Origin of the sequence: Chitinivorax sp. B, assembly GCF_005503445.1 — a bacterium.
GTDB lineage: Bacteria > Pseudomonadota > Gammaproteobacteria > Burkholderiales > SCOH01 > Chitinivorax.
The window spans coordinates 12291-26110 of record NZ_SCOH01000017.1 but is presented as its reverse complement, the minus strand read 5'-3'; the positions used below and the strand labels follow the sequence as shown (position 1 = coordinate 26110).

Here is a 13820-nt window from a genome sequence, read left to right as displayed (position 1 = left end):
TACCTGTTCGTCAATCAGTTTACGGAGGTTTGTATGGAAAGCGCCGGAAGTTTGATTTACAACAATGAAAATTACAGGAAAGTACTCAACAAGCACTTTACGGCAAGCCGCCATATCCATCAGGGATTTTTCACCGGCCTGGAGTATGAAGATCGAATCACCTTCAACGGTAAAGCCAACCCGGAGAATGGGCAATTTCACTATTCCTTCAGCAAAGTGATTGATGACTTCTTTGTCGGCTTGTTCAATCAGGCCCAGGAACAATATCTGGCAGAACTGCTTCACCCACTGGATATCCAACCTGAACATCGTATCCTGGACATCGGCTGCGGGGTTGGCTCAAATGCGATCTGGCTGGCGAGAAAGCATGGCTGCCGAGTCCATGGTGTGGATCTGTCACATGAGAATATTGAAACAGCCCGTCGCTATGTCAGAGAGGAAGGGCTTGATCACCTGATTACTTTTGAATGTATTGATGCGGTAGAAATGAACTACCCGGATGCCTCGTTTGATCATGCATTCTCTGTCGAATGCTTCTATTTCATTGACCAAAAAGAGAAACTGCTCAAGAAATTGCTTAAATTACTAAAAGAGAATGGCATTTTCGCAATTTCGGATTATGTATTAAAGCAGCCGTGCAATTACTTCACACGCTATCTTGTCATGTGTCAATATGGAACATTCAATATCATGCAGAATTCACTATATGAACCATTGATGGCTACAGCTGGATTCAAGCGCTGCACATTACGCGACGTTACTGCCGATACGATTATTCCCGGGCTCAATCTATTCAAGCTGGAGGATTTCAAAAGCTTTCAGGAGGAATATCAATCACTGGAAGGAAAATGGGTGGGACTATTGACTACCAAGTTGGTTAAACACTATGCACTACCTACCGTTGAAAAAGGCAAATATGGTTTGAATTTCTTCCATTGCTATAAATAAGGCAGGGCCTGCCTCTTGGACACCGCTCAAGGGCAGGCACGCCGGGGTTGGGATCAGTAGCCTATCAGGTCACGACACCAATCTGGCCAATCTCTGTGCAACAGTAATGGGTAGATAGGCGTAACCGATCTGCCCATTAGCAAGCTGATCAAACAGAAAACGACCTGACAGATAGGTCTTGGCGAAACCATGTACATCAGCAAACCAACGGCCATCCATATCCGCACCATCACAGTGGTAGTGCCACTGATGCAAATGACCAAACGCCATGAATTGGATATTGATTGAGGCCCCAGCCAGCTCGTCATCCACGACCACCGACATATCATCAATCTGCCAACCCGCCACAATTGACGCATGCCGCCATAAGTCGGCGTAATATTCACGTGAATCAATCTCGATGCCATCTTCAAACGGCTTGATCAAACATACGCCACAACGGTCTGGCACCAGCAACGCCATTACACAGCCAAGTCCGAACACCTGTGATTTATCCAACGCCACATAGGTAGCCAGGTCAGGGTCAGCCACCTCGATATCTGCATCTTGTAACACAGCAGCGACACACTCCAGCTTGGCCAGTGGACTCATTGCATAAAATGCTGCTTGTCCCACCGTATTGGTCTCCCTATCCTGCACATCGGCAGCATCTGGCTCCGGAGCAAATGGGCTGGGCTGATCCAGCATCAACAATGCCGCTTCCCACCAATCCCTGAAGACCTCCTCTTCCACGACGAGTTCATCCAACTGCAATTGATCGTCGTCTTCCGGGTCATACAATAGACTAGCCAAGGTGTTCAGTACATTCAGCGCGCCACAGACCAGACAGATTGAATACACGTCACTCTTGCCCTGATTGATGGCGTTCAGCGTGGCTTGTAATATGGACATCAACCAAGGGGCAAAGTGCTGGCGGGTCAATACATCTGCATCGACCAATAAATGATGGATATGCTTCTCATCCGGCGCCGAGGTATATTCGACCCAGAGCGTGGCTACCACGTGTTGATGCAATGCATCAAACACGCGCAGGCAATCTTCAAGCGTATGGACTGGTTGCGATGCAAGTGACCGGAACATCCCAGCCAGTTGTGCCTGCATAATCAAGTCTTGATGCGGTGACAGATCAGGCTGTGTTGTCATATCGGCCTTCCTGAAAAGATGGCAAATTTGGAACTATATCATTCACCACCAATCGGGCCGCTTGCCACATCGTCCCCTTCCACATCTTACTGGGGCGCCACGTCCTCATACTTCTGGAACAGTGCAGCCTCCTGCTTTTCTCTAACCTGTGCAAGCATTTGCCAGATTCGTCTGGCCACATCAGGTGATTCACTCATGAACCGTTTGCTGAATAGCAGAAAGTAGTCCTTATCCTGCAGTGGCGGACCGACTTTCTCAAATTGATCGGCCATACCTGTGCTTTTCAGATAGCTTTCCGCAGAAGGCTCCAGCGTGGCATAGGCTGAAATCCGACCTAGTTTGAGCTTGCTGAAATTTTCCGGATAGCCTCGCCCACCATCGTCCACAGCCAAGCCCTTGTCACGCAGTGTATTGGCCATCACCCAGCCGGTATTGACACCTACAGGATGCGCCATTCCTTCGAATTTCTGCCCGTCCCAGGTAACGCGACTTCCTTTTAATCGATACAGGCGATAGCTGATATGCGTAACTCGGAAATTTGGGTCCGGCTGCCCTTCTATCATTGGATAGACATAGAGCTGCGCTCGTTCAGGGGTATAGGAAAAGATGAACGCACCATCGACCTTACCTTCTTCCAACGCCCTTAACATTCGCAATTGGGGAAGGCGTTGCAACTGCAACTGATAACCTGCGGCAGCAACAGCCTGCTGGATCAATTCCACCGCCAATCCCGGTGGATTGGCCACACGATCTCCGCGTCCAACCAGGAAGGGAGTGGAATCCACATCGACGAAGATCAGGTTGATGGATTGCTTCCCAGTCGCGGCAATCGATTGCAGGGCCAAACCAAGCAGCAGACCTGCCATCCAGTTTCGATTCACGCTCATCCTTCTGCCTGTTGCCACCCCATTATATGTTTATAGGCACATTTACGGACAACGTCAGCATCTGGCCTAGCACAGCGAATTGCCAGAAATGAACTCGCTGTAATCAAGAAGAGCAAGGCCTAGCGGTGCGTGACGTGCGCATTCGCGAAACGCAATGCTAGAATCACAACATTCACAATAATAAGGTACCGCATCCCTGGCGGCATACGACGACATGACCTTAGCGCTGCGCCTGTTTACCGCCGTTGGTTTGGTGCTTGCCGCGCCTTACGCCGATGCCAGTGAAGAGAAGCCGTTGTCGGAACAGGATTTCCTATTCAATCTACCACCTGTTTTATCTGCATCACGCTTGGTTCAACCCATTGAACATGTACCTGCCGCCATCACCGTAATTGATCGCGAACAACTGGAACGCGCTGGGTTGCGTCAGCTACCTGACATCCTCCGATTAGTGCCGGGCATGATTGTCGGGAACCTGGATGGCAACCAACCTGCTGCCAGTTATCACGGCCTGGGTGATCAATACGCGCGACGCATGCAGATATTGGTTGATGGCCGCCCTGTCTATTCTCCGATGTTTGGTGGCGTGGATTGGATTGATTTGCCTTTAACCATACAGGACATCGACAGGATTGAAGTGGTACGCGGCCCCAATGCCGCCACCCATGGCGCAAATGCCTTTCTGGGTGTCATCAGCATCATCACGCGCCATGCCACCGAAACACAAGGCTGGTCGGCTGCAAGTACAGTGGGTCAGTATCAGCGGCAGTCATTTCGCTATGGCGGGCAAGCTACCAATGTGTTTTATCGAGTCACGCTGGCGCGCGATATGGATGACGGTTTTGACAAGGTACGGGATAGCAGACATTACCGCTACCTCTCCACGAGGGCAGACATCCGTCTTAGCGATCAGGATACACTCGCCCTGCATGGTGGTTTGATAGATGGCAAGCGGGAAGCTGGCTTCGAGAATGAGGCAATTAACACACCACATCACGAATATCACCGTAGCTATGTTGGCCAGATTCAATGGGTACATCAGCTTGGTGACGATAGTGCAATCAATTTACAGGCCTACACCCAGAACCGGCATTTCCGCAAACAGACTCATACACTACCCATCGCAATTGGCCCCATTCCACCACAACAATATGAGATCACCGCCAATCTGGATCAGGAAACACGCTCGGAGCTGGAACTGGCCCACACGCTGAGCCCGTTGTCCAGCCTACGTTTGGCTTGGGGTGGCAGTTTGCGCAATGAATTGGTACGTGCGACCGGCTATATTTCCGGCCCCAGCAGCAAAGTCAGCAACCAACTTCGACGCGGCTTTGCAGATGCTGTCTGGCAGCCCAACCCATTCTGGTCGTTGCATGCAGGGTTGATGACTGAGCGAGACCGATTGGCTGGTAACAGCACGTCTCCCCGTGTGGCCCTGAATCTGCAGCCCTGGCGCGGACATACGTTTCGATTCAGCGAATCCCGCGCCACGCGGAACCCAGCTTTGTTTGAACAACGTGGAGACTTTAGCATCCAGATCAACGATACGCGCATTCGCTTCATTCTGACCGACCAGAATCTCAGCACTGAACGCATCCGCAGTCGTGACATCGGCTATTTGCTGCAGTGGCCCGACAAACGGCTGAACGTAGATATCCGACTATTTGATGATCGGATTGATCAACTGGTCAATCTAACCAAGCGGGCGGATCGCAACCAGCCTAATTACTTTCGCAACGAATCGGGTATTCGTGTCCGGGGGGCCGATATACAGCTGGCCTGGCTGCCCATCCAATCAGTCGACCTGCGTGCCAGTTATGCGCGCAATCTGACTCGCGCCTTGTCCGACAGCACACCAGATGAACTGACGGAGTCGGTGCCACATTACACGTTTACCGGTGCGGTGGGCTGGCGACACGGCCCGATTACCGGTCATCTCAGCTACTTTCGTGTCGGCAAGATGGTCTGGATGTGGGAAGGAGATCGGATTCGCGATATCCATCGCTGGGATGCAAGCGTGAGCTACTCGGCCCGAATCGCCCGGCTGAATGGAAAACTGGCCATGTCCGTACAGAACCTGACCGATAGCCGCCACATGGACTTCTTCAAAGATAATTTGGCCCGCCGAACCACAGCGGTCACACTTAGCCTGGACTATTGATGCTCCCTGACCTGCGCCTGTTACTGGCCCTGCTGGCCTGGCTCGGCATCCTGAGTGCAGTACGAGCCGCACCCGATGTACTCTTGATCAGTAGCGACGACACGGCACCCTATCAGGAATTAATGGGCGCATTTCGTTCCAGCCTGACCAAGCGGCTGGAAAAAACAGAAATCGTTACCCTTTCTCGCCTGCAAGCGACCGACATGCTGACCCGTCAGCCCCCACGCCTGATTGTCACACTCGGCGTAACCGCCACAGAGGCAATGCTGCAAAATAGCTATCGCGGCATGCATCTGGCTGTACTGGTGCCGCGCAGTACCTATGAAAAAATGCTTGCCGGCAAAACGCCAGCAGAAATACGTAACCGAAGCGCCATCTACCTCGACCAACCTTTTGACCGCTTTCTGACACTGGCCAGACTGACCATCCCCAAACTGGAACGGGTAGCAGTATTAAGCAGCCTGGACACCATGACGCAGCGTAAAACGTTCTCCAGCAATCCACGCAGCGGCGTATCGATTGCCGTCGAGCCAGTCATGAACGAGCGCGATCTGATGCCATCCATGCAGCGTATTCTATCGGATGCCCAAGCACTGCTTGCAATCCCGGACAACAAAGTCTATACGCCACGAACGGCAGAGTTGGTCATCCTGACGGCTTTTCGCCGCCGCGTACCAATCATTGGCTTCTCCAGCACCTTTACCCGAGCTGGTGCGTTATGCTCAATTTATTCAACACCCAGCCAGATTGGCCAGCAGGCAGGCGAAATCGCCGGGCGGGTACTAGCCAGCAAAACCAACCTGCCACCACCGCAATACCCACAGTACTATTCCGTGAACGTCAACGATCAAGTTGCACGGGCGCTGGATATCGATATTGATCCGATTCCATTACTGATGGATCGGTTACGCCAGGAACTGGGGGAAGAATGAGACTGCTGAATGGCTTTCTGCCCCGATTGATTGCCACCATGGTGGCACCCATGTTGCTGCTAGGTATCCTGCTGACCACACACTCACTCAGCACCCAGCTCAATGATCTGCGCCAGTCGCTGCGAGATCGTGGCACCCAACTGGCCAATAATCTGGCGCCAGCTTGTGAATATGGCGTCCTGTCTGGCAACGTCGCCATTCTGGATGAGTTGCTTCGCTCTGCTGCGCAAGCAACCGATGTGGTGTCGATAAGCGTTCGGGATCACCAGGGCCATGAGCTGGCTGGCATCTGGCGGCGCAAACCAACATCAGATGAACCGATCGCTCGCTACGTTGCCACCATCGAGCATGTCGAAATCACACTAGATGACTTCTCCAATCAAGGTAGCAGTCAAAGTCATCGTATCGGCGAAGTGGAGGTGGTGTTGACACAGCGCAACATGATCGAACGGCGTCAGGAGATGATCCGCCATTCCGTATTGATCGGCATAGGTGGAATTCTACTTTGCTGTGCATTGGCCTGGCGCCTGTCCAAAGGCTTCCGCCAGCCAGTACGTGCACTGTCACGTGCGGTCAAACGTTTTGGCGCGGGCAAACTGGATGAACGAGTCCATTGTATATCGCCTGGAGAACTGGGCGTACTGGAGCAAGGTTTCAATCGCATGGCCAATGCCATTGAATCAGCACAGGAACACTTGCAAGAGCGAATTCGTCACGCCACCAGCCAACTTCGTCATCAGGCTTGCCACGATGCACTCACCGGCCTGATCAATCGTGCCGAATTTGAACGACGGGTGGCACAAGCCATCACCTATGCTCAGGAACATGGATCGATGCACGCCATTGGCTATCTGGATTTGGATCAGTTCAAGGTCGTGAACGATACGTGTGGCCACGCCGCTGGTGACGCACTACTCAGGCAGCTATCCATGGTGCTGGAGCAGCACGTCCCTGATCAGGCAGTCTTGGCAAGGTTGGGCGGTGACGAATTTGGTCTGCTGATGGAGCACACCCGAATCGAGGATGCCTTCAATCTGTCTACAGATCTGCTGGACACCATCAATCGCTTCCGTTTCAGTTGGGAAGGCAAATCATTTGGTGTCGGTGCCAGTGTAGGCCTGGCCGCGATCACACGTGAAACAGCCGACCTCCAACAAGTATTGGCTCATGCTGATGCCGCCTGTTACAGCGCCAAGGACAACGGTCGCAACCGCATACAGATCCATCAGGCCAGCGATGCCGACATTCAGCGGCGCCACGGTGAAATGCATTGGATCAGTCGCATCAACCATGCGCTGGATTGCCATCACTTGCGACTTTACTACCAACCAATCATGGATGTAACGCACCATGCCTCCATTGATCACATTGAAGTCCTGTTGCGTATTGCCGACCCGAGTGGCTCAATCATCTCTCCGATGGCCTTCATTCCGGCAGCTGAACGTTATAACCTGATGCCAACCCTGGACCGCTGGGTCGTTGCCAATGTGTTCCAGCAATTGGGCAACTGGCAGACAACCGGCCGGATCATGCCTACCACCTGCGCGGTCAATCTATCGGGCATGTCGCTTGGCGATGGCGAACTGTTCGACTTCATTTTGTCTCACATTGAACAACATGCCATTCAGCCGGCCCGCATCTGCTTCGAAATCACCGAAACTGCTGCCATCATCAATCTGCCACAGGCAGTGGACCTGATGCAGCGATTGCGCAAACTGGGTTGCCGGTTCTCATTGGACGATTTTGGTAGTGGCGTATCTTCGATGGGCTACTTGAAACAGCTGCCGGTAGACTATGTCAAAATTGATGGCGTATTTGTACGCGACATTGCCCATGATCCAATCAGCCGTGCCATGGTCTCTTCAATCAACGAAATCAGTCACCTGATGGGGCTCAAGACCATTGCTGAATATGTGGACTCTGACGCTGTCTTCAACGTACTGAAAGCACTACATGTAGATTATGCTCAAGGATACTGGATTGCCGCTCCCAGACCTTTTGACGAATTTTCCCCGATCCTCACGAAAAACAGCCTGGAAATCGCAGCAGATACAGCCGGCTGAACTGGCGATTCCGTCAATTGAGCAGCGCAAAAAGCAAAAAAGCGAACAGTCAGGTCAGATTCTTCCTTACTGTCCGCCTTGCGCGAATCATCTGCTTACTGCACTGAGCGGATCACGCCGACGCAGAGCCCTTCGATATCCAATACTTCTCGGCGCGGGTCTACCACAATTGGTGGATATTCCGGGTTTTCGGCAATCAGCTCGACCACCTCCCCATTGCGGTGAAAGCGTTTGACAGTGACATCATCCTGCAAACGCGCAATGATGATCTGCCCCTCACGTACGCTTTGTGTACGATGCACTGCAATCAGATCACCATCCAGAATACCGGCATTGATCATACTGTTGCCGCGAACACGGAGCAGATAATCAGCAGGCATCGAAAACAGATTAGGGTCAACCAGATAGTGGTGTTCGACGTGTTCCTGGGCCAGAATAGGCGAACCCGCTGCCACCCGGCCGATGACAGGCAAGCCATCTTGCTTGGCTTCATCCTTCAGGCGAATGCCACGTGCCACACCGGCCTGCAACTCAATGACATTTTTCTTGACCAATGCCTTGACGTGATCCACAGCGGCATTGATAGAGCGGAAACCCAGGCCTTCAGCGATATCGGCAAAGGTTGGGGGACTACCGTTTTCACGAATGTAATCGCGAATGAAGTCGAGGACGACTTGTTGACGAGCGGTTAAGCGTTCCATTGTCTTGATTCCCTGCTTAAGGTCAGCATTGAAATTCCAAGCGGGATTATAGAACGGAAACTGTAAAAAATAACAGCTTTAAATGAAATTTTTTATTACACCCGCAATGCACTGCAATCTACATACCAGAATGCATTATCGGAAGGCTTGCCAAAAACGGAAAAGTAGAACTTATCACATAGCATGCCAACAACTGATTAAATTATCAGTCAAGCTTACATGATAACTCTGGCGCGGCTTACGCTCAAGTGTGGCAATGCTAATATTGGGAAGCAATCGACAATCAGGCACCGGCAACAAATATTGCCACGGTACAGCCAATCCCACCAAACCAGACCAGCGACCGCATTGCCTGCCAGTCAGCCAAATAGCAAATACCGTATATCAGCCGTAGCATCAAAAATGCCACGGCCAGGGTATCCACCCGATCCTGCGAGGCATGCGCCTGTTGCGCCACCAGCACGGCAGGTGCAAACAATGCCAGCGCCTCCCATGAATTCTGCTGCGCCCAGACCGCCCGTTGGCGCCAGCCTTCCAGCTGATCCAGATACACCCGCGGGGCTCGATTGTTATAGGTACGCTGCCCTTTGGCCAAACCAACCCAAAAAATCGGCATGAATGCCGTAATCAGGATACACCAGTGTGCAATTGTCACAGCCTGCCCCACAATCAAATCAAGCGATAGATTGTCGGACAATAACAAGGTTTAACACCGCAAGCAAGCTGAGAGCGGCGTCAAATCTCGCATGAACATTCAACGACCCGGCTCTGCCATCGCAATACGGGCCGCCAATGAAATGAAGACGATACCCAGCAATCCTTTGCCCAAACCGGCCAGCCGCCACACGTATCCCCATGTGTCAGCCCAGTTCTGTGACCAGTAATACAAAGACCACATTCACTGCAACTGCAATACTGGTCAGCAACAAGCTCCAGGTTGCCAGTTACAACGCGACCGGGCCTTGTTGCGGCAGGAACAAGCTGAAGAACAATAACGCCTTGGGGCTCATCAAATTACCAAGGCAAGCACATACGATGACGGCGTGATCGGCACTCACCTTGACTGATGGCAGGATGGTACGAATTACCAGCCCATTCCAGGCTGCTCGTAATGCGGTAAATCCTAGCTATGCAAGATAAACGGCACCCACCACCTTAACCGCCACGACCAAGGCAGGTATGGTTTGCAACAACTTACCCAGTCCTGCAGCAATCAATAATGTTTGCAACACACCTGACAGCACGATGCCCAATACACACAGCAAACCTGTATGGCGCCTGTAGGTAACCGAATACGCGCCAATCTACGCCAGATCAGGCCCAAGAACGATAGCCAGTGCCAATACGCCCATCACGAAGGCAGGTAGCAAGTCGATTGAGATCGGCATCATGCGTGTCGCGCAGCAAATTCACGCATAAAATCGATTAACGCATCCACGCCAGCCATCGGCATCGCATTGTAAATGGATGCCCGCATGCCGCCAACAGACTTGTGCCCTTTGAGCTGTAACAAGTGACGCTCTGCCGCCGCCTTGAGAAAGGGTGCGTTGAGTGCATCATCCTGCAATACGAACGGAATATTCATGCGAGAACGGCAATCCAACGCGACCGGGTTACGATAGAACCCACCACTTTGGTCGATTGCCTCATATACCTTGTTTGCCTTGGCAATATTCAATTGCTCAATACCCGCCACCCCGCCTTTGACCTTCAACCATTTGAAGATCAACCCCGCAACATACACTGCAAAGGTTGCCGGGGTATTCAGCATGGAATCGTTGTCCGCCACCAGCTTGTAGTCCATCAGCTTCGGCGTAGATGGCAAAGCATGGCCAAGCAGATCTTCACGGACAATCACGATCACCAACCCGGAAGGACCGATATTCTTTTGTGCCCCCGCATAGATCAAACCGAATTTGGAAACATCGACCGAACGTGACAGGATATTGGATGACATATCGGCCACCAATGGAATGTCACCAACTTCAGGTACAAACTGGTACTCCACACCACCGATCGTCTCGTTTGGCGTGTAATGCAAGTAAGCCGCATCTGGCCGCACCTGCCAGGTTGCCGGATCCGGGATATAAGTGAAATGGCGATCCTCACCACTGGCAGCCAGGTGGATATCACCGTAGCGCTTGGCCTCGTTGATGGCGCCTTTGGACCAATGCCCAGTGTGAACGTAATCTGCCTTACCCGTGCGGCCGATCAAATTCATCGGAATTGCCGAAAACTGTGTAGTCGCCCCGCCCTGCAGAAATAACACCTTGTAGTTGGCCGGGATCGCCATCAACTCACGCAGGTCAGCTTCAGCTTCCTGAATGATCTGAGTGAATTCAGGGCCACGATGACTCATCTCCATCACCGACATGCCAGAACCATGCCAATCCAGCAACTCTTGCTGGGTCTGTAACAAGACTTCCTTAGGCAGTACCGCCGGGCCTGCCGAAAAGTTATACACCATGCTCACGACGACCTCTTTGCTCTATCCAACCAAAAAACGACCAGCATTCACGGCTTACTGCCAATCGCCAGACGATTCAAAACCTCAAAAACAAAGCGCCGCCCCAAAACTACAGGGCGGCACTGGCGCACCCACAACGCGGACGCCATGGCTAGCCTGCCAAGTTGACTTACTTGTCGATCTTTTTAACCATATCTGCAAACGAGGTTTGCTTGGCACCACGCAGTTGCTCTGCAGCACGTTCGGTTGCCAGCTTCATGGCATCAGCAGAAATCTGTGGCTGCAACTGTTGCAGCTTTTTACCTGTCGCAGTGCTGTTGAATGCTGCAATCTCGCGCATTTCCTGCTCAGTCAGATTCTTGGCATAGGCTTCCGATGCGGCATTCTCAAGGATTTTGTTCATGTCGACTTTGTCCAGCGCAGCCTTGAAGTCATCACCCATGACCTTCATGACTTTTTCGCCATTGTTCATCAGCTTCTTTTTCTGTTCTTCAGTCAGCGACTTGTCTTCCTTGATGGCACGTGGCGCTGCCGATGAAGCAGCAACCATCCACTGGCGGAACATCAGTTCCTTCAATTGCGACGTGGATCGCTTGACGTCCAGCGTCGCCAGCAGTTCCTGGGCGGCTTTGCGCTTTTCCGCCGACAACGGCGCATCTGCAGCCATCACAGGGCTCATCAAGGCGGCGCCCAACAGGGCGGCACACATCACTTGAACCGATTTCATTCATTTCTCCATCTATGGTTTTTGTTCATGATTCGGGATACCCCAAAGTGCGGATCATCTCGAAAGCACCTGATTTTCACGCAACTTCCGTCAGTCTTGAATGATCAGCACATTGCAGTACGAAATAGGAATCCGGACTGTCTTCTTCCCAGATTGCAACAATAAGTGCCAATTGAGACGCCCGGTTGCCACATCAGTTCAATTGCTGCTCGATCACACGATCCCGGGTTGCTGCGATCATGGGCATCACTTGCTTCAACGTACGCTGCATGGCCTCACTCAGCATAGCCGGCAATGGCGTGCTCGAAAACATTTCTGCTGCTTTGCCCGTCTCCAACATCGCCTTGAGATCTGATTCGCTGACATAGTTACCAGACACGGCTAGCAAGTTACGTTCCATCACATCAGACAAATCCAGTTGCTTGACCTCGTCAGCAAAGGCCTGAGCCAACTTGGCCTGCTCCTGCTTCAACTGCGCACGACGCTGCTGCTTTTTCTCATAGTCCCAATAGGGACGCTGATCAATCCAGTCATTTGCGACCTGGGGTAGCGTGGTCTGTGTCTGTTGCACGATGGCGGCCATCATCTGCTGTAACTGGCCTCCGAATTCAAAACGCTGGATCAAGGCACGCACGGTTTCACGCGTGACAGCTGGTGGCGCTTCTTCTGCCTGCGCCACATTCAATTGACACGCCATCATTACCACCAGCACTCCGCGCCACCATATCATTCGTCAGTTTCCTTTATCTCAGGGTTCGATTAGCAGACCACGCAACTGGCAACTAGACCAACAGAAAATGTGCACGCGCCACGGCAACCGGCTTATCTCGATCCTCCTGCCAAGCAGTCATCAGCACATTCGCCACCCGCTTACCTTGCTTGGTGATATCGCAAACGGCGAACAGATCCTGCGCCTTGCCCGGGCGCAGATAATCCAGCGAGAAATCCACTGTCTTCGGGATCTCATTGGATTCACGTGCCCACATCAATTGCAGCAATGCAGCATTTTCCAGGAATCCGCCAATTGCACCGCCATGCAGCGCCGGCAACATGGCATTCCCAATGTTGGCCTGATTGAAAGGCAGCGTAAAAAACGGGTTGCCATCACGCTCATCCATTTTCACCCCAAGCAATTTCGCGTAGGGGATCAGCTCGATAATACCCGAATAATCGTTGCTGCTCTTGGCTGCCATCAGTTTATCAATCAAATTCATGACAGCCTCACTTGATGGTTGCAGCGCTGGAATCGCGCATGAAGGTACCCACACTGTAGGCAATAGGCTGTTCCTGCCCTTCCTGATAGGCAGTAGCACGGGTGAACGCTACATTTTTGGTCAATCGATAACATTCCGCCGTACAGTAGATGGCCTGCCCCGGAATGGCCGATTGCAGGTAGTCAATCCGCAAGTCCAGGGTCGCAATGGCTTCTGAATCTGGCAAATGCGAAAAGACAGCCAAGCCGCTGGTCGTATCGATCAACGAGGTGATCACCCCACCATGCACCACACCTGTTTTCGGGTTACCGACCAGATCGACACGATAATCGATTTTCATCGTGGCGCGACCTCGCTCGCCTTGCACATATTGCAGGCCAATGGTTTTGGAGTGGGGAATTTCAGTGAACCACCGGGCGACCGAATCAAACAGCGCTTGATTGATGACCGGCAATGGAAGTGTCGACATGATATGGCTCCTGCTCAAAACAAGACGGCCGGCAAACACCTTGCCGGCCGTCCGCAATCCTGAGCACGATTCTAGCAGTTATTGCAACGCAACAAGGTGAGTTTTGCA

At 52.2% G+C, this 13820-nt stretch carries 15 protein-coding genes; 4 read left to right on the top strand and 11 right to left on the bottom strand.

Annotated elements, in window-relative coordinates; genetic code table 11:
- Nucleotides 1–33 precede the first annotated feature (33 nt).
- Nucleotides 34–948: a class I SAM-dependent methyltransferase gene (locus FFS57_RS12075; protein WP_137938049.1), complete on the top strand. Its 915-nt coding sequence runs from the start codon at nt 34–36 to the stop codon at nt 946–948.
- Nucleotides 949–1017: 69 nt separating this feature from the next.
- Here the strand turns inward: FFS57_RS12075 and FFS57_RS12070 are convergent, their stop codons facing one another.
- Together FFS57_RS12070 and FFS57_RS12065 are read right to left on the bottom strand one after the other, a co-directional pair.
- Nucleotides 1018–2091: a hypothetical protein gene (locus tag FFS57_RS12070; protein ID WP_137938048.1), complete on the bottom strand. Its 1074-nt coding sequence runs from the start codon at nt 2089–2091 to the stop codon at nt 1018–1020.
- An 86-nt stretch (nt 2092–2177) separates the two neighbouring features.
- Nucleotides 2178–2972, bottom strand: coding sequence for a substrate-binding periplasmic protein (locus tag FFS57_RS12065; protein WP_171013880.1), 795 nt, complete (start codon nt 2970–2972; stop codon nt 2178–2180).
- A gap of 220 nt (nt 2973–3192) precedes the next feature.
- Here FFS57_RS12065 and FFS57_RS12060 point away from each other — a divergent pair, with 220 nt between their 5' ends.
- Genes FFS57_RS12060 through FFS57_RS12050 form a run of 3 tightly spaced genes read left to right on the top strand, consistent with a single transcriptional unit; the run spans nt 3193 to nt 8134 of the window.
- The gene (locus FFS57_RS12060; protein ID WP_137938046.1) at nt 3193–5139 is read left to right on the top strand and encodes a TonB-dependent receptor plug domain-containing protein; all 1947 of its coding nucleotides are present in this window, start codon (nt 3193–3195) and stop codon (nt 5137–5139) included.
- On the top strand, nt 5139–6071 hold the full coding sequence (locus FFS57_RS12055; protein WP_137938045.1) for an ABC transporter substrate-binding protein: 933 nt from the start codon (nt 5139–5141) through the stop codon (nt 6069–6071). The genes FFS57_RS12060 and FFS57_RS12055 overlap by 1 nt, the downstream gene beginning before the upstream one ends.
- Nucleotides 6068–8134 carry a putative bifunctional diguanylate cyclase/phosphodiesterase gene (locus tag FFS57_RS12050; protein WP_137938044.1) on the top strand — a complete coding sequence of 689 codons (2067 nt, stop codon included), beginning with the start codon at nt 6068–6070 and terminating at the stop codon, nt 8132–8134. Before FFS57_RS12055 ends, FFS57_RS12050 begins: the two co-directional genes overlap by 4 nt.
- Before the next feature lie 95 nt (nt 8135–8229).
- On the opposite strand, the gene lexA is transcribed toward FFS57_RS12050, so the two are convergent.
- The 9 genes from lexA to FFS57_RS12015 all read right to left on the bottom strand — a co-directional run bounded on the left by lexA (nt 8230) and on the right by FFS57_RS12015 (nt 13712).
- Nucleotides 8230–8835 (bottom strand): transcriptional repressor LexA, encoded by a 606-nt coding sequence (gene lexA, locus FFS57_RS12045; RefSeq protein ID WP_137938043.1) that lies wholly within the window; start codon nt 8833–8835, stop codon nt 8230–8232.
- Between the two features lie 283 nt (nt 8836–9118).
- A complete protein-coding gene (locus FFS57_RS12040) occupies nt 9119–9538 on the bottom strand; it encodes an MAPEG family protein (RefSeq protein ID WP_249383982.1) in 420 nt (139 codons plus the stop codon).
- A 51-nt stretch (nt 9539–9589) separates the two neighbouring features.
- Nucleotides 9590–9733: a hypothetical protein gene (locus tag FFS57_RS25215; protein ID WP_171013878.1), complete on the bottom strand. Its 144-nt coding sequence runs from the start codon at nt 9731–9733 to the stop codon at nt 9590–9592.
- Nucleotides 9734–9962: 229 nt separating this feature from the next.
- Nucleotides 9963–10100: a hypothetical protein gene (locus FFS57_RS25210; protein ID WP_171013876.1), complete on the bottom strand. Its 138-nt coding sequence runs from the start codon at nt 10098–10100 to the stop codon at nt 9963–9965.
- A 122-nt stretch (nt 10101–10222) separates the two neighbouring features.
- Entirely contained in the window at nt 10223–11302 is a 1080-nt protein-coding gene (gene serC, locus FFS57_RS12035; protein WP_137938112.1) for a 3-phosphoserine/phosphohydroxythreonine transaminase, read from the bottom strand.
- A gap of 169 nt (nt 11303–11471) precedes the next feature.
- On the bottom strand, nt 11472–12029 hold the full coding sequence (locus FFS57_RS12030) for a DUF2059 domain-containing protein (RefSeq protein WP_137938042.1): 558 nt from the start codon (nt 12027–12029) through the stop codon (nt 11472–11474).
- Nucleotides 12030–12222: 193 nt separating this feature from the next.
- A complete protein-coding gene (locus FFS57_RS12025) occupies nt 12223–12759 on the bottom strand; it encodes a hypothetical protein (protein ID WP_137938041.1) in 537 nt (178 codons plus the stop codon).
- Nucleotides 12760–12811: 52 nt separating this feature from the next.
- The gene (locus FFS57_RS12020; protein WP_137938040.1) at nt 12812–13243 is read right to left on the bottom strand and encodes a PaaI family thioesterase; all 432 of its coding nucleotides are present in this window, start codon (nt 13241–13243) and stop codon (nt 12812–12814) included.
- Nucleotides 13244–13250: 7 nt separating this feature from the next.
- The gene (locus FFS57_RS12015) at nt 13251–13712 is read right to left on the bottom strand and encodes a PaaI family thioesterase (protein WP_137938039.1); all 462 of its coding nucleotides are present in this window, start codon (nt 13710–13712) and stop codon (nt 13251–13253) included.
- Between the last annotated feature and the right edge of the window lie 108 nt (nt 13713–13820).